Origin of the sequence: Streptomyces gossypii, assembly GCF_025165795.1 — a bacterium.
Classification (GTDB): domain Bacteria; phylum Actinomycetota; class Actinomycetes; order Streptomycetales; family Streptomycetaceae; genus Streptomyces; species Streptomyces gossypii.
The window spans coordinates 63432-82395 of record NZ_JAJAGO010000010.1; the positions used below are offsets into that span (position 1 = coordinate 63432).

The 18964-nt window shown below is 70.7% G+C and carries 15 protein-coding genes; 5 read left to right on the plus strand and 10 right to left on the minus strand.

Features of this window, described 5'->3' with window-relative positions; translation table 11 throughout:
- Nucleotides 1–46: 46 nt before the first annotated feature.
- Entirely contained in the window at nt 47–1072 is a 1026-nt protein-coding gene (locus tag LHJ74_RS21375) for a COG1470 family protein (protein WP_260219738.1), read from the minus strand.
- 83 nt (nt 1073–1155) lie between these two features.
- On the minus strand, nt 1156–2397 hold the full coding sequence (locus tag LHJ74_RS21380) for a DUF6801 domain-containing protein (protein ID WP_260219739.1): 1242 nt from the start codon (nt 2395–2397) through the stop codon (nt 1156–1158).
- Between the two features lie 876 nt (nt 2398–3273).
- Here LHJ74_RS21380 and LHJ74_RS21385 point away from each other — a divergent pair.
- Complete coding sequence (locus LHJ74_RS21385; protein ID WP_260219740.1) at nt 3274–4527, plus strand: glycosyltransferase; 1254 nt, start codon at nt 3274–3276, stop codon at nt 4525–4527.
- Between the two features lie 98 nt (nt 4528–4625).
- Here the strand turns inward: LHJ74_RS21385 and LHJ74_RS21390 are convergent, their stop codons facing one another.
- The 3 genes from LHJ74_RS21390 to LHJ74_RS21400 form a co-directional block, all read right to left on the minus strand.
- Nucleotides 4626–6464 (minus strand): glycoside hydrolase family 18 chitinase, encoded by a 1839-nt coding sequence (locus tag LHJ74_RS21390; protein WP_260219741.1) that lies wholly within the window; start codon nt 6462–6464, stop codon nt 4626–4628.
- 177 nt (nt 6465–6641) lie between these two features.
- Complete coding sequence (locus tag LHJ74_RS21395) at nt 6642–7310, minus strand: response regulator (protein WP_260219742.1); 669 nt, start codon at nt 7308–7310, stop codon at nt 6642–6644.
- A gap of 197 nt (nt 7311–7507) precedes the next feature.
- Nucleotides 7508–8758: a sensor histidine kinase gene (locus tag LHJ74_RS21400; RefSeq protein WP_260219743.1), complete on the minus strand. Its 1251-nt coding sequence runs from the start codon at nt 8756–8758 to the stop codon at nt 7508–7510.
- Between the two features lie 150 nt (nt 8759–8908).
- On the opposite strand from LHJ74_RS21400, the gene LHJ74_RS21405 reads away from it, so the two are divergent.
- Nucleotides 8909–9475, plus strand: coding sequence for a hypothetical protein (locus tag LHJ74_RS21405; protein WP_260219744.1), 567 nt, complete (start codon nt 8909–8911; stop codon nt 9473–9475).
- Between the two features lie 7 nt (nt 9476–9482).
- Here LHJ74_RS21405 and LHJ74_RS21410 read toward each other — a convergent pair whose 3' ends face one another.
- Nucleotides 9483–10241 (minus strand): AraC family transcriptional regulator, encoded by a 759-nt coding sequence (locus LHJ74_RS21410; protein ID WP_260219745.1) that lies wholly within the window; start codon nt 10239–10241, stop codon nt 9483–9485.
- A gap of 53 nt (nt 10242–10294) precedes the next feature.
- Here LHJ74_RS21410 and LHJ74_RS21415 point away from each other — a divergent pair, with 53 nt between their 5' ends.
- The gene (locus LHJ74_RS21415; protein WP_260219746.1) at nt 10295–11539 is read left to right on the plus strand and encodes an MFS transporter; all 1245 of its coding nucleotides are present in this window, start codon (nt 10295–10297) and stop codon (nt 11537–11539) included.
- Nucleotides 11540–11583: 44 nt separating this feature from the next.
- Here LHJ74_RS21415 and LHJ74_RS21420 read toward each other — a convergent pair whose 3' ends face one another.
- The 4 genes from LHJ74_RS21420 to LHJ74_RS21435 all read right to left on the minus strand — a co-directional run bounded on the left by LHJ74_RS21420 (nt 11584) and on the right by LHJ74_RS21435 (nt 15666).
- The gene (locus tag LHJ74_RS21420; protein ID WP_260219747.1) at nt 11584–12606 is read right to left on the minus strand and encodes a LacI family DNA-binding transcriptional regulator; all 1023 of its coding nucleotides are present in this window, start codon (nt 12604–12606) and stop codon (nt 11584–11586) included.
- A gap of 52 nt (nt 12607–12658) precedes the next feature.
- A complete protein-coding gene (locus LHJ74_RS21425; RefSeq protein ID WP_260219748.1) occupies nt 12659–13510 on the minus strand; it encodes an ATP-binding cassette domain-containing protein in 852 nt (283 codons plus the stop codon).
- A complete protein-coding gene (locus LHJ74_RS21430) occupies nt 13507–14523 on the minus strand; it encodes an ABC transporter permease (RefSeq protein WP_260219749.1) in 1017 nt (338 codons plus the stop codon). Before LHJ74_RS21430 ends, LHJ74_RS21425 begins: the two co-directional genes overlap by 4 nt.
- A gap of 105 nt (nt 14524–14628) precedes the next feature.
- Nucleotides 14629–15666 (minus strand): substrate-binding domain-containing protein, encoded by a 1038-nt coding sequence (locus tag LHJ74_RS21435; protein ID WP_375546802.1) that lies wholly within the window; start codon nt 15664–15666, stop codon nt 14629–14631.
- A 169-nt stretch (nt 15667–15835) separates the two neighbouring features.
- On the opposite strand from LHJ74_RS21435, the gene LHJ74_RS21440 reads away from it, so the two are divergent.
- Nucleotides 15836–17884: a glycoside hydrolase family 32 protein gene (locus LHJ74_RS21440; RefSeq protein ID WP_260219752.1), complete on the plus strand. Its 2049-nt coding sequence runs from the start codon at nt 15836–15838 to the stop codon at nt 17882–17884.
- 106 nt (nt 17885–17990) lie between these two features.
- Nucleotides 17991–18962 carry a carbohydrate kinase family protein gene (locus tag LHJ74_RS21445; protein WP_260219753.1) on the plus strand — a complete coding sequence of 324 codons (972 nt, stop codon included), beginning with the start codon at nt 17991–17993 and terminating at the stop codon, nt 18960–18962.
- The last annotated feature ends 2 nt before the right edge of the window (nt 18963–18964 follow it).

The following is an 18964-nucleotide window of genomic DNA, read 5'->3' on the forward strand; positions in this document are numbered from 1 at the left end:
GGCACCTCCGATGCCCCGGGCCCTTCCGGCTGCACTTCGACGGCCGCTACGGCGCCGCCCGTTGCCGTCGACGGTGGAGGAGCCAGCCCGCGAACCCGGCCAGCAGTACCACCGGAATGAGGAGCAGCCCCCAGCTCACACTGCGGAACGAGGTGCTTCCGCTCTCGACCAGCTGACCGTCCTTGTCGCTGGCGGTCACCTCGATCTCGCCCCAGTCCAGCATGGGCGGCCCCGGCCACTTGTGTGTGACCAGCACCCGTTGTCCGGGCAGCAGTTCGGCGGGTAGCAGCTTGCCGGTGGAGCTGAGCGAGGTCCGCCCCAGAATGCCCTTCGCCTTCAGGTCGACCTGGGGCTCCAGCATGGTGTTGCCGCTGTTGACGAGGGTGTAGGTGACGGTCGCGTCCTCGCCGGTGCCGGGGACCCACGGGGAGTCGTACGCGAAGCGCACGTTCTCGATGCTGAGTCCGGGCGACCGCTCCCCGTTCACCTGGAGGTAGATCCGGGTGCCGACGGCCTGCTGCACACCCACCCCGACCTTGCCCTTCGCCTTGGCCACGCGCTTGTCGACCGCGAGGACGGCACCCACGTGGTCCCCTGGTTCGGCGTCGTCGGGGACGCGGAGGGTGAAGGCGACGGTTTTCTCGCCACGGGCGGGGAGGGTGATCTCCCGCTTCTCCAGCCGCGTCCAGGAACCGACGTCCTTCTGCTTCTCGTTCCGGCTGCGCACCGCGAAGCCGCCGTCGCGCGGGGTGTTGTAGGCGTCCGCCGCGTACAGCACGAAGGTCATCGTCTCGCGGGAGCGGTTGGAGACGGTCACCTTGTCGCGCAGCGTCCCGCCAGGGTCCGCCTGTACGCGGAAGTTGGTCCGGATGGCTGCCTTCTTCTCGCTCCTGCCGTCCTTCTTCTCCCCTTGCTTGTCCCCGTCCTCTTGCTTGTCCCCGTCCTCGGGTTTGGCCGGGAAGACGGCCCAGCGTCCGTTGTCGGCGGCGTGCGAGGGCTGTGCCGGCGGGACGGTGAACGTGCCCAGCAGCAGCCCCAGCGCACACAGGAGGATGTACGGTCTTCTGCGCATGAGAGGTCCCTGGAAATGGGTCGATGGACCAGCCCAGGGATTTATGCGACAGCCCTGGGCCGGTCCACCTGTGGAGGCATGGATCAGGTCAGGGTGAGGGTGAGCACCGCCGAGTAGTCGCCCGCGGCGGCGGTCGCCGGGACCTCCAGGTCCAGACCCGCGTTGACGGTGAACTCACCGCCGGTCTGCTCCGCGTCCGGTGCGTTGGCCAGTGTCGCGCCCTCGCTGCCCACCGTCCCGGCGCTGCCCGCCACGCAGTTGCTGACCGCGCCCGCGGCCGCTTCGCAGGCCGGGGTCCAGCTCAGCTGGTCGGCGCCGATGGGATCACCGGCACCGGTGAACTCGGTGACCTTGCCGGTGAGCGACCATCCGGAGGAGCCGTTACGGGCGTCCGTCACCTGCACGGTCTGGAGGTCGCCGCTGGAGGTGCCGCCCTCGCCTTCGTTGACCGGCGACATCTCCACGGTGTCACCGGCCTGGGACATGGTGAGCGTTCCCGCGCCGGCCTGCACCGAGGTGTTGAGGTTCTGGCTCCCGTCCGTGGGGTCGGTTCCGGGGTCGGTCCCCGGGTCGGTCCCCGGGTCGGTTCCGGGGTCGGTTCCGGGGTCGGTTCCGGGGTCGGTTCCGGGGTCGGTTCCCGGGTCCGTTCCGGGGTCGGTGCCCGGGTCGGTTCCGGGGTCGCCGCCGCCGTTGTCGACGATGTCGAAGGTGTGCAGGGTGGTGTCGGTGGAGGTCATGGTGCAGTCCGAGGTGAACGGACCGTCGGGGAAGCCGGGGAAGACGATGGTCTTCCCGTTGGCGTCCTTGACCTCCATGTCGGACATGCCGAGGCCGGTGACGTCGATCGTGCCCTGGCCCGCCTGACTGAAGAGCAGCTGCGGGGACTGGCCGCGCGCGATCGTCTCGAAGTCCCTTGTCGGGTTGGGGAGATCGGTCTTCTCGATGGCGTTGGGCACCTGGACGTCCAGGCCACCCGCCGGCGTCGCGATGGTGACGTCGGCGGTCGCCGTGCCCTCCAGGGTCTTGCCGCCGACGAGCGTCATGCCGTCCGCCGCGGCCTTGGGCACGGTGGCGACCGAGGTGATGTCGAAGGGCGGAATGGTCTCCCCGACCTCGACCTGCGCCGGAAGCTCCGCACTGATGTCGATCGTGATCTTGTGATTGCCGATCAACGGAAAAGAACAGCTGTACTCCTGGTGGAGCGTGGCGGTCTCGGCGGATGCGGTCCCCGCACCGACGAAGCCCAGCATGCCGACCGCGAGCCCGGTGGCCGTGGCCGCGGCCAGACCGATCCTGGCTCTGGCCCGTTTTCTCTCGGGTCCCATGAGGCACCTTTCGTGTTGCGCGAATTGGGCACGAACACTTACGCCTTGGTGCGCCCCGCCGAAACGAGACCACGGCCCGGGAGGGTAATCCACGCCAGAACGGCAAGGCTCGTTGTTGCGTGGGGGGTGAATTCGAGGGGCGCCTGGCCGCGTCTGCCGTGTTTTCCAGCAGCTGCGGCCATGTTTTGGATCGGTAAATTACTGACAAGTAGGCACCCGGTCAAGGGCGTCACCAGGGAAGCTGCGGCCTGTTTGCGGCCGGATTGCATTTTTAGTCAGCGGGTGAGTAGCGGGTCCACCGGATTCATACGCCCAGCAGTATTCCCGGCACTGGCCAGGGGCAGGGACGCGCGGCCGGACGCGACGACACGCAGTCGGACACCCGGCTAACGGCTGTCCCGTGATCCCTGGCGGGCGCACGACGACAGCTGCGGCACCTCGCTGCGTTGCCGGAACGCCCGGATACGCCCAGTATGAGGACGCCCCTCCGCCTTGCGAAGCACCGCATCTGACGCCGCGCGCTGATCCGCCAGGGATTACGGGACAGCCCTCAGGTACGGGGTCAGGCACAGGTTGCCGGCGCGGCGGCACACCTTCCCGAAGTGACAATCCGGGCAGGTGATTTAGTCAGCCGGTTACAAAAGCCGGCCCCGGCCCTGCGCCTCTCCTTGACCGGCTGAGATACCGGCACGTACGTTGCGGATTCCACCTGGCGCCCCCATTTCGGGCAGTTCCTCTCCCGTTCCTGCACTCATTGCGCCCCGCATTCACCCCTGCGCGAACGACGATTCGGAGTGCCATGCCGCCCGCCTCGCTCGGCAGCATCGTTCTGGAGCGGATCTCCCCGCGAGTCCACGCGCCCCAGGGCGGTGAACGGTGAGCCGGATCCTCTTCGTCGTCCCGCCACTCGCCGGTCATGTGAATCCGGCCGCGGCGGTCGCCGCCGAACTGGAGGCGCGGGGGCACCAGGTGGCCTGGGCGGGGCAACCCGCCGCGCTGGCACGCTGCCTGGGGCCCGGAGCCCGCGTCTACTTCTGTGCGGGCCCCACCGGCGCACGGCCCGATGTCCGCCCAGGCGACCGGCCCGGCGAACCGCGCGGAGCTGCCGCCCTCAAGGACCTGTGGGAGGAGTTCTTCGCTCCGCTCGCGGTGGCGATGGCACCCGGAGTGACCGCCGCCGTCCTGGAGTTCTTCCCGGACTTCCTGGTCGTCGACCAGCAGACCGTCGCCGGGGCGCTGGTCGCCGAACGCCTCCGGGTGCCCTTCGTCACCTCCTGCACCACCTCGGCCGAACTGGCGGGCAGCCTCACCGGCGTGCCCAAGGTCGCGGACGGCATCGCCCGGCTGCTCGGCGGCCTGCGGCAACGACTGGGTGACCCTTCGGCACGGTACGATCCGCGCTTCTCCCCGCTGCTGACCCTGGTCTTCTCCACCCCCGAAATCACCGGCGCACACGCGCTGCCGGTGACGCCGCTACGGTTCCTCGGCCCGGCAGTCGGCCCGCGCCCCGGCGCCCCGGACTTCCCGTGGGAGTGGCTGGACCGGGGCAGCGGCCACGGCCGGGAGCGGCTGGCCCTGGTGACCCTCGGCACCGCCGGCTCCACGGCGGGCGCGCCCTTTCTCCAGGCGTGCGTGACCGCCGTACGCGCCCGGAGGGGAGAGGTACGTGCAGTCGTCGTGGATCCCGCCGGGGTGCTCGGCGACGCGGCTGCCGCAGCGGCCGAGGACCCGGATGTGCTGGTGCGCGCCTCCGTCCCGCAGCTCGCCCTGCTGGAGCGGGCCCGCGCGGTGATCTGCCACGGCGGACACCACACCGTCACCGAGGCGTTGTGGCACGGCGTCCCGCTGGTCGTCGCACCCGTCCGGGACGACCAGCCGGTCGTCGCCGCCCAGGTCACCGCCGCGGGAGTGGGCGTACGGGTGCGCTTCCGGCGCGCCGACCCCGTACGCGTGGGGAGCGCGCTCGACGCCGTACTGGAGAAGCCGGGGTACGCGGCGGCGGCGCGGCGCGTCCGCACCGCCTTCCGTGCGGCGGGCGGGGCTGCCGCGGCCGCCGCCCAGCTCGATGAGCTCGCGATCGAAGAGGACGACTTCCCCTGGCACAGCCGCGCGGCCCGGCCCGCAACGTGACGGCCCGGCCCGCAACATGAAAAGGGGAACGGGGGAGAAGGCAGGCGGTGCCCTCTCCCCCGCTCCGTCTGTGGGGACTCCCGGTGCTGCCGGTGGTGTTACTTGAGTCCGCTGTCGATCGCGGTCATCAGCTCGCCGTTGCTGGTGTCACCGCTCAGCTCCCAGAAGAACGCGCCTCCCAGGCCCTGCTGCTTCGCATAGTCCATCTTGCCGTTGATGGTGCTGGGGGTGTCGTAACTCCACCACTGGTTGCCGCAGTGGGCGTAGGCGGTGCCGCCGACGGTGCCGGTGGCCGGGCACCTGTTCTTGAGCTCCTTGTAGTCGTCGATACCCGCCTCGTACTTGCCCGGTGCCGCTCCGGTAGCCGTGCCGCCCGGCTCCGACTGGGTGACGCCCGTCCAGCCGCGGCCGTAGAAGCCGATGCCGAGCAGCAGCTTGTCCGCCGAGACGCCCTTCGCCTTGAGCTTCTGGATCGCCGCGTCGGAGTTGAAGCCGTCCTGCGGGATGCCGTTGTAGGCACGCAGCGGGGAGTGCGGGGCTGTGGGGCCGTCCTTCGCCCAGGCTCCGAAGAAGTCGTACGTCATCACGTTGTACCAGTCGGCGTATTGTGCTCCGCCGGCGTAGTCGGCTTTGTCGATCTTGCCGCCGTCCGAGCCGTCGGCCGTGATGGCGGCGGTGACCAGCTGGTCGCCGAACTTGGTGCGGAACGCCTGCATCATGTCCTTCATGACGCCGGGGCCGCTGGTGTCACAGCTGAGGCCGCAGGCGTTGGGGTACTCCCAGTCCAGGTCGATCCCGTCGAACAGGCCCTGCCAGCGCGGGTCGTTGACGAGGTTGTAGCAGGACTCGGCGAACGCGGCGGGGTTCTTCATCGCGTCACCGAAGCCGCCGGACCAGGTCCAGCCGCCGAAGGACCAGAGGATCTTGAGGTTGGGGTTCTTCTTCTTCAGCTTCAGCAGCTGGTTGAAGTTGCCGCGCAGCGGCTGGTCCCAGGTGTCGGCCACGCCGTCGACGCTCTGGTCGGCGGTGTACGCCTTGTCGATGGCGGCGTACGAGTCGCCGATCGTGCACTTGCCGCCCTGGACGTTACCGAAGGCGTAGTTGATGTGGGTCAGCTTTCCGGCCGAGCCGGAGGTGTCGATGTTCTTCGCGTGGTAGTTCCGGCCGTAGACACCCCACTCGGTGAAGTAGCCCATCTTCTTGTACTGTCCGGGCGGGTCGGGGTTGCCGCCGCCGCCGGTGGTCGTCGCCTGCACCGTGTTGCTCGCGGGGCTGGTCTGACCGATGGTGTCCTCCGCCGTGACGGAGTAGGAGTACTGCGTGCCCTTGGTCAGCCCGCTGTCCTTGTAGGAGGTACCGGTGACTGCCGCGACCTCGGTCCCGTTGCGGAACACGTGGTACTTGGAGACGCCCTTGTCATCGGTGGCCGCCGACCAGCTCAGGTCGATGCTGGTGTCGGTGATCGTCCCGGCCTTGAGGCCGCTGGGAGCGGTGGGGGCCGCGTCGCCGGGCTCGCCGCCGCCGTCGCAGGGCTTGCCGTTGATCTTGCAGTTGCTCGGCTCGCCGCCGCCGGTTCCGTTGAAGCCGATCGTGGTGCTCTGGCCGGGTGTCAGCGAACCGTTCCAGGACGAAGGCGTGGCGGTGTAGTGGTTGCCGTCCTTCGTGATGGTGCCGTTCCAGTGCGAGCCGGCCGTGGTGCCGGAGGGGAAGTCCCACTCCAGCTTCCAGGTGTCCATGGTGGTGTCGCCCGTGTTCTTGACGGTCCACTGACCGCCGAACCCGGTGCCCCAGTCTGAGGTCTTGATGAACGTCGCGGTTGCCTGCTCCGCGGCCTGAGCTGGGGAAGCCAGACCGACCAGCAGACCGATGGGCAGCACGAGTGCTATCCCGAAGGCCGTGATTCTGCGCTTGAAGCGTCGTGCGGTTCCAGATCTCAAGGGCGCTCCTCGAGTAAGGTCCGGAAAACCCGGAGGGGGCGGGAAGGGGACCTGCGCCGCCTTGCGAACGCGTGTGGGGCACGCTCACCGCAGTCATCCGGGACACTAAAGAGGTCTGGACCACTGGTCAATAGGTATGGACCAGTTGCCGTTCAACTGATGTTCAAACCTTGATTTTCACGAATCCGTCACGCCCAACTCCTGCGCCAGCACCGCCGCCTGCGTCCTGCTGCGCAGGCCCAGCTTCCGCAGCAGCCTGCTGACGTGCGTCTTCACCGTCGCCTCCGCCATCTCCAGACGGTCCGCGACATCCGCGTTCGACATCCCCGCGCCGAGGCAGCCGAGCACCTCGTGCTCGCGCGGAGTCAGCCCCTCCAGTTCCGGCGGCACGCGCTGCGCCGGACGCGCACCGGACCGCGCGAACTCGGCGATCAGCCGCCGGGTCACCGACGGAGCGATCATGCCCTCGCCCGCCGCCACGGTCCGCACCGCGTCGATGACCTCCGCCGCCTCGCTGTGCTTGAGAAGGAACCCGGCCGCACCGGCCCGCAGCGCCCCGAACACGTACTCGTCCAGGTCGAAGGTGGTCAGCACCAGCACGTCCGCCAGTTCCTCACCGGTGATCTGACGGGTTGCGGAGACGCCGTCGAGCCGGGGCATCTGTATGTCCATCAGCACCACGTCGGGCCGCAGTTCCCGGGCCCGGCGCACCGCCTCCTCGCCGTCCGCCGCCTCCCCGACGACGTCGATGTCGCGCGCGCTGCGCAGAATCAGCAGCAGCCCCGCCCGCACCGCCGACTGGTCCTCGGCGACCACCACGCGGATCACTGACTCTTCGTCCCTCACACCGGCTCCCTAAGGGCTGTCCCGTAATCCCTGGCGGGCGCACGACGACAGCTGCGGCACCTCGCTGCGTTGCCGGAACGCCCGGACACGCCCAGTATGAGGACGCCCCTCCGCCTTGCGAAGCACCGCATCTGACGCCGCGCGCTGACCCACCAGGGATCACGGGACAGCCCTTAGCCACGCACCCTGGGGTCTCCTCAAAGCTCCTCCACGGGCAACTCCGCCCGCACCTCCCACATCTTGTGCTCCGCTGTGCCCACGACCCCCGCGCCAGCGCCAGTCCGGCCGTCGCCCGGCACGGTGACCGGCCCCGCCTCCAGTCGCCCGTGCAGCAGTTCGACCCGCTCCCGCATCCCGATCAGTCCCGCCCCCGAGCCCGGCGCACGCGGACCCTGCGGGTCGCCCAGCGGGTTGGTGACCCGTACGACGAGCGACCCCGCGGCACCCCCGGCCCGCTCAGCACGTCCGACGCGGACCGTGACCGTCCCCGGCCGCGCGTGCTTGAGCGCGTTGGTCACCGACTCCTGCACCACGCGGTACGCCGCCAGCTCCACCGGCGCGGGCAGTGCACCGCCCGCGCCCTCCTGCCGGTCGTCGTGCAGCACGAAGGTGAACCCCTGGTCCGCCATGGCGCGGGCGCGCTCCAGCAAGGCGTCCAGACCGTCCAGTGTCGGCGACGCGGTGGCCTCGCCCGCCCCCTCCGCGTCCCGCAGGATGCCGATCAGACGGCGCATCTCGGTCAGCCCCTGAACGCTGTTCTCGCGTATGACGCCCAACGCCTCACGGCTCGCCTCCCGATCATCCTCGAGGGCCAGCGCGGCCGTGGAGTGTATGGCGATGGCGGAGAGATGGTTGGCCACCATGTCGTGCAGCTCCCTGGCCATCCGCGCGCGCTCCGCGTTCACCGCCGAGACCCGGTCCATCTCGGCCAGCAGCGCGGTCTGCTCGGCCCGCAGCCGCTCGGCGGCGGCCTCCTCCCGGTGGAACCGGACGATCGCACCCGTGAACGCCGGTGCCGACGTCACCAGCCCCGTCAGCAGCCCGACGAACAACGACTCGGGCGTACGGAACACCGCCAGCGGCACGAGCGTGGCCAGCACCGCCACCAGCACGGTCAGCCGGGGGAGGCGGCGCGCCAGCGCGGGCGGGCCGTACACCACCACCGCGTACACCACGTCAGTGAACATCACCACGGTGGCGACGAGACTCCCGGCGCAGACATCGAGCACGAGCGCCGCCGTCGCGGCGGGCAGCGCCACCGCCGGCGCCGTACGACGCACCAGCTCCGCAGCGGACATCGCCGCCAGCGACACCAGCGTGAGCGACGGGGGCAGCCCGAACAGCGGCGGACCGGCCTGCAACCCGATCGCCCACAGCACGAGACCGCCGAGCAGCCCGGCCACGGCGATCAGCACATCGTGGCGGTGCGGGCGGGGCAGCTGGGGCATGAGTCCATGACAGCACGGAGGCGGGGCCCGACGCGTCGCCACAGGGACGTACATCGAAGGATGCAGCGCGGGATCGTCGCTGGTGACGACGCGTGCGGGGGCGGTGGTCGGCCACAGTGGCGGGGACCCGTACGAGAGGAGCCCGCCACCATGCTGGTCACCCTGATCATCGTCTGCGAGGTCGGCTTCTGGGTGCTGCTCGCTCTGGGCCTGTCCCTGCGCTACCTCGCCAAGAGGCCCCGCGCGGGGGTGGCGGTCCTCCTGTGTGAGCCGCTCCTCGAAGTCGTCCTGCTCGTCGTCAGCGCCGTGGATCTGAGAAACGGCGCCGAACCGGACTGGAAACACGGCCTCGCCGCCGTCTACATCGGCTTCACCGTCACCCACGGCCACTACATGATCAAGTGGGCGGACGGCCACGTCGCCCACCGCTTCGCGGGCGGTCCGCCCCCGGTCAAGCCGCCGAAATACGGCATGGCACGCGCCTTGCACGAATGGCGGATGTCCCTGCGCGCGATCTTCGGGGCGGGCATCGCCGCAGCCCTGCTCCAGTGCGCCGTCTGGTACGTGGGCGACGCCGGCCAGACCGCCTCACTCCAGGCATGGCAGGGGAAGATGGGCATTGTCGCCGCCGTCAGCCTGATCATCGCCGTGGGCTACACGATCTGGCCGAAACAGGCCCCGGCAGGCGCGCGGTCCGAGCACGAGCGCGCGGGGTAACGGGCCCTCAGCCGTGCCCCGCCGTGCGGCGCTGGTGCGTGCCCGGTGTGCAGCCGAAAGAGTGGCGGAAGACATCGATGAAGGCGCTGGTGGAGGACCAGCCGCAGCGGTGGGCGACCGCCGTCACCGGCAGGTCGTCGGCCAGCATGCGCAGCGCGTGGTACAGGCGCAACTGGGTGCGCCACTGCGGGAAGGTCATGCCCAGCTCGCGGCGGAAGAGGCGGCTGAGGGTGCGCTCGCCCGCTCCGGTCGCCGCCCCGAGTTCGGCCAGGGTGCGCGCGTCCGCCGGGTCGCGGTGCAGCAGTTCGCAGACGGCCGTGAGCCGCGGGTCGGACGGGGCGGGCAGCTGGACCGGCTGCTGGGGTGAGGCGCGCAACTGGTCGAGGAGGACGGCGTGCAGGCGGCGCCGCTCGGGGGTGTCGTCCCGGGTGCTGCGCGTGCAGGCGAGGATCAGTTCGCGCAGCAGGGGGCTGACGGCGAGGACGCTGGGCGCTTCGAGGCCCAGCGGGTTGGTGTCCGGCGGCAGCCCGAGCAGGTGCAGGGCGAGGTGGCCGTGGGCGCGGTGCGCGTGGACACATCCGGCGGGGACCCAGATGGCCCGGGTGCCGGGGGCGAACCAGGTGCCCGCCTCCGTGGTGACGGCCAGGACACCGGAGCCCGCGTAGACGATCTGGTGATCGTCATGACGGTGTGCGTCGATGCGCTCCCCGGGGGCCAGCAGCTGGGTGCGGGTGGGCGCCTCGGGGGTGTGGCGGATGTCCGGCATGATCTGGCACTTTATCGGAAGCACGCCATGTCTGCCGTGGCGAGGATGGGCGGGTGCCGACGAAACAGAGCTCCCGTACCAGGCCGCTGACCCTGCTCTCCCTGGGGCACGCCTGCGTGGACGTCTACCAGGGCGCGGTCGCCGCGCTGGTGCCCTTCTTCGTCGCCGAGCGCGCCTACACCTACGCCGCCGCATCCGGCATCGTGCTGGCCGCCTTCCTGTTGTCCTCCGTGGTGCAGCCGTTGTTCGGGGCCCTCACCGACAGGTGGGCCCTGCCATGGCTGCTGCCGGTGAGCACGCTGCTGGCCGGTACGGGCGTCGCCCTCGCCGGTGTCGGCGGCTCGTACGCCCTCACGCTGGCGGCCGTCGCGGTCTCCGGGGTCGGCGTCGCCGCATACCACCCGGAGGCCGCACGGGTGGCACGCCAGGCCAGCCGGGGCAGCCACACCGCGATGGCCTGGTTCTCCCTCGGCGGCAACCTCGGCTTCGCCGCGGCGCCCCTGATGGTCTCGGCCGCCGTCGCCACGGGTGGCCTGCGCGCCTCCCCGCTGCTGGTCGTGCCCGCTCTCGCGGGCGCGGCGCTGTGCGTGGCCGCGCTGCGGAGTCTTCGGGTTCCCCACGCGGCGGCGGCAGCGGCTGCGGCGACGGCAGCGGAGGCGGACGGCGGCACGGGCCGGGCCGCCGTCCGGGACGACTGGCGGTCCTTCCTCAAACTGTCGGGCGCCGTCGTGTGCCGCTCGATCGTCTTCGTCGGGCTGAGCGCGTTCATCTCCCTCTACGCCCGCCAACGCACCGGCGGCGGCGAAGTCGCCGGTACGGCCGCACTGTTCGTGCTCTACCTCGGCGGCGCGGTGGGCACCCTGGCAGGCGGGAGACTCGCCACCCGCTGGGGCCGCCTCCCGGTCGTCCGGTGGTCCTACGCCCTGACGGTGCTCGCGGTGGCCGGAGTGGTCCTCGTCCCCGGACCGCTGCTCTACCTCTGCGTGGCCCTCACCTCGGCGGGCCTGTACGTGCCCTTCTCCCTGCACATCACTCTCGGCCAGGACTATCTGCCCCGGCACATGGGCACCGCGAGCGGCGTCACCCTGGGCCTGACCGTCAGCATGGGCGGCCTCGCCACCCCGCTCATCGGAGCCCTCGCCGACGCGGCCTCCCTGCGGGTGGCCCTCGCCCCGCTGATCGCACTCCCCGCCCTCGGCTGGCTCCTCCTGCGCATCCTGCCCGAGCCGGGGGCGCCCGGGGCGGCCGGTGGCAGTGATCCTCCGGCTCTTCAGCGGGCGACGCTCCGACGTCCGTGATGCGGTGGCGACTCGGCCTCACTCCGTTCCTGCACTCCGCCCCGTCAGCCGGGCGGCGGCGGGAGTTCGCCGGAGCCGCGGGGGATCAGCCGGGTGGGGACGGTGGCCGTGCGGGCCGCCGTGCGGTCGCCGTCCAGGCGGGACAGCGCGAGCAGGGCCGCTTCCCGGCCGAGCATTGCGGGGTCCTGCGCGATGACGCTGAGGCCGGGCTCCAGCAGGTCGGCCAGCGGGAGGTCGTCGAAGCCCACCAGGGCGACGTCCTTGCGGCGGTCGGCGGAGAGCGTCGTCAGCGCGCCGAGGGAGGCGAAGTTGTTCGCGGTGAACAGCGCGGTCGGCGGCTGCGGGAGTGCGAGCAGCCGCCGTACGGCGCCGCCCGCCACCGTCGGGCTGTGCGCGTCGGCGACCAGCGCCGGATCGTACGGGATGCCCGCCGCCTGGAGTGTGGCGCGGTAACCCCGCTGCCGCTGTTTGCGCGTGTACAGGGAGCTGGGAACGTCGCCGATGAATCCGATGCGGCGGTGGCCGTGGGCGATGAGGTGGGCGACACCGTCGTGCGTGCCCTCGGTGTTGGCACTGACGACCGCGTCGGCCGTGACCCCTGAGCCGGGGCGGTCGATGAAGATGAGAGGGAGGCCGCTGGAACGCTCGCGCCGCAGATAGCGGTGGTCGCCGTCGACAGACGGCACGATCATCAGGGCGGTGACCCGCCGGGCCAGGAACGAGGAGACCACCACCTGCTCCTTCTCCGGGTCCTCGTCCGAGGAGCCGAGCAGCAGGGTCAGATTGCGATCGCGTATGGCGTCCTCGATGCCGTCCGCCACCGAACCGAAGAACGGGTTCGCGATCTGGGGGACGATGAGCCCGATGGTGGAGTCGCGCGCGCCGACCCGCATGTTGCGTGCCATGAGGTTGGGTCGGAAACCCAGCTCGGTGACGGCGGCCATGACCTTCTCACGGGTGGCCGCCGATACCGGACCGTCGCTGTTGAGAACGCGGGAGACCGTCTTGGCGCTGACGCCGACACGTTCCGCCACATCAGCCAGGGTGGGCCGCCGCGAGGTTGCCATGATGTGCGTTCTCCCCTTCTGCGTACAGACGGAGCCGCGGCGGCCGTACCCGTCAGTCGGTCGGGCGAGGCGTCAGGCCCGCGGCCCGCGCCGCGTTGGTGTCCGTGACGACCGTACCGCTGCCCGGCTCGGAGGAGACCTCCAGGGCACCCGTCATGATCGACACGACCTCCGCCATGGAATGGTCCCGCGGGAGGATCTGTGCGACCCTCCGGCCCAGCCGCTGTACGTGGATGCGGTCGGCGATCTCGAAGACATGCGGCATGTTGTGGCTGATGAGCACGACTGGCAGCCCCCGCTCCCGTACCCGCCGGATCATGTCCAGGACCTGCGCGGACTCCTTGACGCCGAGCGCCGCGGTCGGCTCGTCCATGACCACCACGTGCCGGGACCAGGCGACGGCGCGGGCGACGGCGACGCCCTGGCGCTGTCCTCCGGAGAGGGTCTCGACGGACTGAGTCAGCGAGCGCAGGCCGATCTTCAGCTCGGACATGTGCGCGGCGGACTCCGTGCGCATCCGCTTGGTGTCGAGCTTGCGGAAGACGCTGCCCAGGACGCCGGGACGGCGGAGCTCGCGGCCGAGGAACATGTTGCTGGCGATGTCGAGCGAGGCGGCGACGGCCAGGTCCTGGTAGACGGTCTCGATGCCGTGGCCGCGGGCGTCGAGCGGGCTGCGGAAGGCGACGCGCGCGCCGTCGAGCCACATCTCGCCCTCGTCCGGCTGGAGCGCACCCGTGAGTGCCTTGATCAGGCTGGACTTGCCGGCGCCGTTGTCACCGATCACGGCGAGGACCTCGCCCGGGTAGAGATCGAAGTCGGCACCGTCCAGGGCGGTGACATGGCCGTACCGCTTGACCAGGCCGCGGGCCCGGAGGACGGGGGAGGGGGCGGGCTTCGGGTTCATGAGCGCTGCTTCCGTCGGGAGATCTGGTCGAAGGCCACGGCGGCGATCACCAGTACGCCGGTGATCAGCATCTGGTAGATGGAGCCGACGCCCATGAGCTGGAGTCCGTTGCGGAAGACGCCGACGATGAGCGCCCCCAGCAGGGTGCCGAGCACCAGCCCGCGCCCGCCGAAGAGGCTTGTGCCACCGAGGACCACCGCGGTGATGGAGTCGAGGTTGTCCGTCTGTCCGGCCTTGGGGTCGCCCACGCCCGTACGGGCCACCAGCAGCAGCGCCGCGATGCCGTAGATGACGCCGGCCACGGTGAAGATCGTCATTCGCAGCCGTGCGGTGCGGATGCCGGTCAGCCGCGCGACCTCGGGGCTGTTGCCCAGCGCGTAGACATGCTTGCCCCACGCGGTCTGCCCGAGCACGTACGCGAAGACGAGGAACAGCACGATGGTCAGCACGGAGCCGTAGCTGATGTCGGTGCTGCCCATCGGGAAGGTGTCGCCCAGCACGGTCAGCTCACCAGGGAGCTGGGTGACGGTCTGCTCGTCCGAGTAGATGTGGGTGAGCGCGAAGGCGATGTTCAGCATGCCCAGGGTCACGATGAAGGGGGGCAGCTTGACGAAGGTGACCAGGGCGCCGTTCGCCGCGCCGAGCAGGGCGCAGACACCGATCCCCGCCGCGATGGCGACCAGGGGCGGCAGGACGCCTTCCGCCGCGAGTTTCGCCATCACGATGCTGCCGAAGGCCATGATCGCACCGCAGGAGAGGTCGATTCCCGCGGTGAGGATGATGAGCGTCTGCCCGAGGGCCAAGGTACCCACGACCATGATCTGCTGAATGACCAGCGCCAGATTGCCACCCGAGAGGAACTGGTCGGACTGGAAGGAGAAGAAGGTGCTCGCGACCAGCAGGGCGAGAACTGGTCCCGCGGTGGGTGTGTGGACGAACCGCTTCCAGGCCGGCGGGTCCTGGGCCGCCTGTGACGGTGGCTTCGAGGGGGCGGGTGCAGTGGTGGTACTCATGGTGCGGGCTGCTCCTTGAGGACTGAGCGGACGGTACGACCCGGGGCGTCCTTGGCCCGGGGTGCTGCGGGTGGTGCCGCGTTCCCGAGGCGACGGGCGTCCGTTTCAGCCCCAGCACCTGTCGAGGCCGAACGTGCTGTCCTTGGCGGCCTGTCCCTGCACGGCGTCGTCGGTGATGAGGTTGACGCCCGTGTCGTAGTAGCCCTTGAGGTCGGTGTCCTTCTCCACGTGCTGGACTACGGCCTCCACGCCCTGCTCCGCCATCACCAGTGGGTACTGCTGCGAAGTGGCAGCGATCTTCCCGGACTTGACGGCCTCCACGCCCGTGCAGCCGCCGTCCACGGACACGATCAGGGTGTCCTCGGCACGCCCTTTGGACTTGAGCGCCTTGTACGCGCCCAGCGCGACGGGCTCGTTGATCGTGTAGACGACGTTGATGTCCGGTGCTTTCTGCAGGCAGTTCTCCATCGCGGTCTGGCCCTTGGACCGGTCGCCCTGGGTGTGCTGTGAGCAGACCACCGAGGGGTCGGAGTCCTTGATTCCGTATCCCTTGAGGAATCCGTCGTGGCGCAGCGTGCCGACCGCCACGCCGGGGGCGAGGTCGAGCATGGCGATCTTCGCCTTCTTGCCCTTCATCCGGGCCTTGGCGTACTCGCCGATCAGCTCGCCCGCCTTGTGGTTGTCGGTGGCGTAGAGCGCGTCGGTGGCCGTCTTCGGTTCGGTGGGGCTGTCGAGCGCCAGCACCAGCACGCCCTTGTCGCGGGCCTGTTCGAGCGCGGGGACGATGGCCTCCGAGTCGTTGGGCGTGATCATGATGCCGTCGACGCCCGCCGCCACCATGTTCTCGACGGCGGTGACCTGGCCTTCGTTGTCGCCGTCGAACTTCCCGGCAGCCGTGGAGAGTTCGACGTCGTGCTTCTCGGCGGACTTCTTCGCTCCCTCCTTCATCTTCACGAAGAAGGGGTTGGTGTCGGTCTTGGTGATGAGGCCGACCTTGACCGGGCCGCCGTCGTCTCCGGCCTGGGCACCCTCGCCGCAGGCGGTCAGCCCGGCGAGGAGGAGGGCTGCCGACGCCGCGCAGGCGGCCGTCCTGCGGGTGGTGGCGCGAGCCGTTCTGCGGGCGCGGACGCGGGCGGCGGGCATGGCTGAACTGGGCATGGCTGTGGGGCCTTTCGGCTGGAACGGAGCGCGTGAGCGAGTGTCAACGTTGACATGTGTCATCGTTGACATCGAGTGGGCAACATGGTGAACTCCGCGGCGAGTCACGTCAATGCCTTACGGCAGTAACGGAACGGAAACCGAGGTCCTCTCGATGAGCCGCACGAGAACGCCCGCACTTCTGTCCACCGCCGGTCTGGTCGCCGCCCTGCTCGGCGGCGGCGCCCCCGCGCACAGCGCCGAGCACCGTGCCACCGGCCCCGCCAATCCCGGCTTCGAGACCGGCGACCTGTCCGGCTGGAAGGTCGTCGGCGGAGACGCCTTCAGCGACCGGGCCGTCTCCAGCGAAGACGCATACTGGGGCGGCCCCTTCCACCAGCAGGGCACCCACCACCTGTGGGGTCACGCCGCGGCGGGTGACGAGGCGCAGGGCGAACTCGCCTCCTCCACCTTCGAGGCGCCCGCCCGGATGAGCTTCCTCGTCGCCGGGGGCTGGGACCCCGAGCGGCTCTATGTCGCGCTCGTCCGCGACAGCGACGGCAAAGAGCTGGTCACCCAGACCGGCATGGACGACGAGGCGTACGTCCGCATCCAGTGGGACACCTCCGCCTGGCAGGGCGAGCCCGTCCATCTCAAGGTGGTCGACCGCAAGTCCGGCAGCGGGGAGGGAGCCTGGGCCCACATCAACCTGGACGACGTACGGACCGAGAACACGGCCCAAGGCGAGGACGGACTCACCTACCGGCCCCTCGGCCAGGCCAACCAGCCCCGGCCCGACCAGCCCGGAGCCGCCGACTACGCGGCGGACCCGCTGCGCCCCCAGTACCACTACACGCCCTACCAGGGCTGGATCAACGATCCCAACGGCGTCATCAAGTGGAAGGGCAGACACCACCTGTTCGCCCAGTACTACCCCGGCGCCCCCAAGTGGGGCCCGATGCACTGGACGCACGCCGACAGCCCCGACGCCGTCCACTGGCAGCAGCGCCCCGTCGCCCTCACCCCGCCACCGCCCAGCACCCCCGGGGATCAGTCCGGCATCTTCAGCGGCAGCGCCGTCGACGACGACGGCACCCTGACGGTCGCCTACACCCGCTTCACCGACACCGCGGCCAACCCCGGCGCGACCCCGGAGACGGTGGAGATGGCGACCAGCACGAACGGGTCCGACTTCACCCCGGTATCCGGGAATCCGGTGATCCCCCAGCCGCCGCCCGGTTCCGACGCGGGCTTCCGTGACCCGAAGGTCTTCAAGGACCCCCTCGACGACAAGTGGAAGATGGCGGTCGGATCAGGCCACGAGGGCCGGGGCAAGGTGCATCTCTACGCCTCCGACGATCTGCGCGACTGGAGCTACACCGGCGTGCTCGCCGAAGGGGAGAGCGCGGAGACGGGCGCGATGTGGGAGTGCCCCGACCTCTTCAGGCTCGGCGACAAGTGGGTGCTCCTCTACTCGACGAACGAGGGCGGCCAGTCACTCCAGCGCTACGCGGTCGGCGACTACGACGGCACCACGTTCGACGCCGACAGGCACGGCGTGCTCGACGGCGGCGGAGACACCTACGCCGCGCAGAGCTATCAGGACGACGACGGCCGCCGCCTCATGGTCGCCTGGATGAGCGACTGGAGCGCCAAGGAGCCCACCCGGGTCAACGGCTGGGCGGGCGCCCAGTCCATCCACCGTGAGCTGTTCCTGACGGACGAGGGAAAACTCGGGCAGCGCCCCGTCGCCGAGGTCGCCGAACTGGCCACCGGTGACCCGGTCACCACGGGCCCCCGCACGGTGACTGAGCCCTGGAAGCTCGGCAGCGCCCGTACGGCCAGGCTGCGGACCGAGCTGGACATCGGCGCCTCCACGGCGGACACGTTCGCGCTGCGGCTGCACTCCTCCTCGGCCGAGGGGACCGAACTGCGCTACGAGAAGTCCACCGGCACCCTCACCCTCGACACCACGGACGCGGGTTACGGCACGGCCCGTACCTGGTCCACCACGGCGCGGCCCGACAAGCACGGCATCCTCCGGCTGGACATCCTGCTCGACCGCTCCTCGGTGGAGGTCTTCGCGGGAGACGGAGCCGCACTGACGGCGCGTGTCCACCCGCGCTACGAGGAGTCCCAGGACATCGTGTTCACGACGACGGGCGGTGACCTGCGACTGCGGAGCACGAGCCGCACCCCGCTCGGCTCCAGCTGGACGTCCTGACCCTCCCCGGACCCGGGCAGCGCGCCACCCCTCCCGGCACCGGCGCGCTGCCCGGCTCCTCCTCCCTTCCCCCTCCCTTCCCTTCCTCGGAGAAAGGCCCACGCACATGACCGTGCCCGTGCCCGCGCACCCCGCCCCGTCCGCCCCGATCGCCGTGGTGGGGGAGTGCGTCGCGGACGCGTTCGTCTCCGACACGCCCCGTGCGGTGGGCAGGCCGGGCTTCGGAATGGAGGTACTCCCGGGCGGCGGCCCGGCCAACACGGCTGTGGCGCTCGCCCGGCTGGGCACCCCCACGCGCTTCGTCGGCCGCCTCTCGCGGGACGTCTTCGGACGGATGTTCCGGGACCGGCTGCGCGATTCCGGCGTGGAACTGGACGTGGCGGTGGCGGCGGACGGACCCAGCACGCTCGCTGTGGCGGATCTGGACGGAGCGGGCGGCGCCCGCTACTCCTTCCACGCCGAGGGCGCCGCGGACTGGCAGTGGACCGTGCCCGAACTGACCGCGGCCGTGCGGGACACCCCGTCCTGCCTGCACACCGGCTCGTTGACGCTGGTGCGCCCGCCCGGAGCGGCGGCCGTCGAGGAAGTGCTCGGCCGCGTGCGGCCACATACCACCGTCTCGATCGACCCCAACGTACGGCCTGCGCTGGTGGACCCGGCCGTCTACCGCGCGCGGATCGCGCGGTGGAGCGCGCTCGCGGACATCCTGCGGCTGTCGGACGACGACCTCGGGCATCTGCTGCCCGGTACCGCGGTGGAGGACGCGGCGGAGGCCTTCCACGGATACGGCGCCCGGCTGGTGCTGATCACCCTGGGCGGACAGGGCGTGTTCGCCTCGCTGGACGGGCACCGGCTGCACGTCCCGGCGCCCCGGGTCCGGGTGGTGGACTCGGTCGGTGCCGGGGACGCGTTCATGGCCGGCGTGCTGCACAAGCTGCACCGGGACGGCCTGCTGGGCGGACGCCTGGACGGTCTGACACCGGAACGGCTGCGCGCGGCCCTCACCGTCGGAAGCCAGGTGGCCGCCACCGTCTGCACCGTACGGGGCGCGGACCTGCCCCCTCCAGTGGGCGACTGATC

What these genes read in the sequence shown, in the direction of transcription:
- LHJ74_RS21375 (WP_260219738.1), bottom strand. Translation starts at nt 1,072, where the DNA reads ATGCGCAGAAGACCGTACATCCTCCTGTGTGCGCTGGGGCTGCTGCTG.
- LHJ74_RS21380 (WP_260219739.1), bottom strand. Translation starts at nt 2,397, where the DNA reads ATGGGACCCGAGAGAAAACGGGCCAGAGCCAGGATCGGTCTGGCCGCG.
- LHJ74_RS21400 (WP_260219743.1), bottom strand. Translation starts at nt 8,758, where the DNA reads ATGCCCCAGCTGCCCCGCCCGCACCGCCACGATGTGCTGATCGCCGTG.
- LHJ74_RS21405 (WP_260219744.1), top strand. Translation starts at nt 8,909, where the DNA reads ATGCTGGTCACCCTGATCATCGTCTGCGAGGTCGGCTTCTGGGTGCTG.
- LHJ74_RS21410 (WP_260219745.1), bottom strand. Translation starts at nt 10,241, where the DNA reads ATGCCGGACATCCGCCACACCCCCGAGGCGCCCACCCGCACCCAGCTG.
- LHJ74_RS21420 (WP_260219747.1), bottom strand. Translation starts at nt 12,606, where the DNA reads ATGGCAACCTCGCGGCGGCCCACCCTGGCTGATGTGGCGGAACGTGTC.
- LHJ74_RS21425 (WP_260219748.1), bottom strand. Translation starts at nt 13,510, where the DNA reads ATGAACCCGAAGCCCGCCCCCTCCCCCGTCCTCCGGGCCCGCGGCCTG.
- LHJ74_RS21430 (WP_260219749.1), bottom strand. Translation starts at nt 14,523, where the DNA reads ATGAGTACCACCACTGCACCCGCCCCCTCGAAGCCACCGTCACAGGCG.
- LHJ74_RS21435 (WP_375546802.1), bottom strand. Translation starts at nt 15,666, where the DNA reads ATGCCCGCCGCCCGCGTCCGCGCCCGCAGAACGGCTCGCGCCACCACC.
- LHJ74_RS21440 (WP_260219752.1), top strand. Translation starts at nt 15,836, where the DNA reads ATGAGCCGCACGAGAACGCCCGCACTTCTGTCCACCGCCGGTCTGGTC.
- LHJ74_RS21445 (WP_260219753.1), top strand. Translation starts at nt 17,991, where the DNA reads ATGACCGTGCCCGTGCCCGCGCACCCCGCCCCGTCCGCCCCGATCGCC.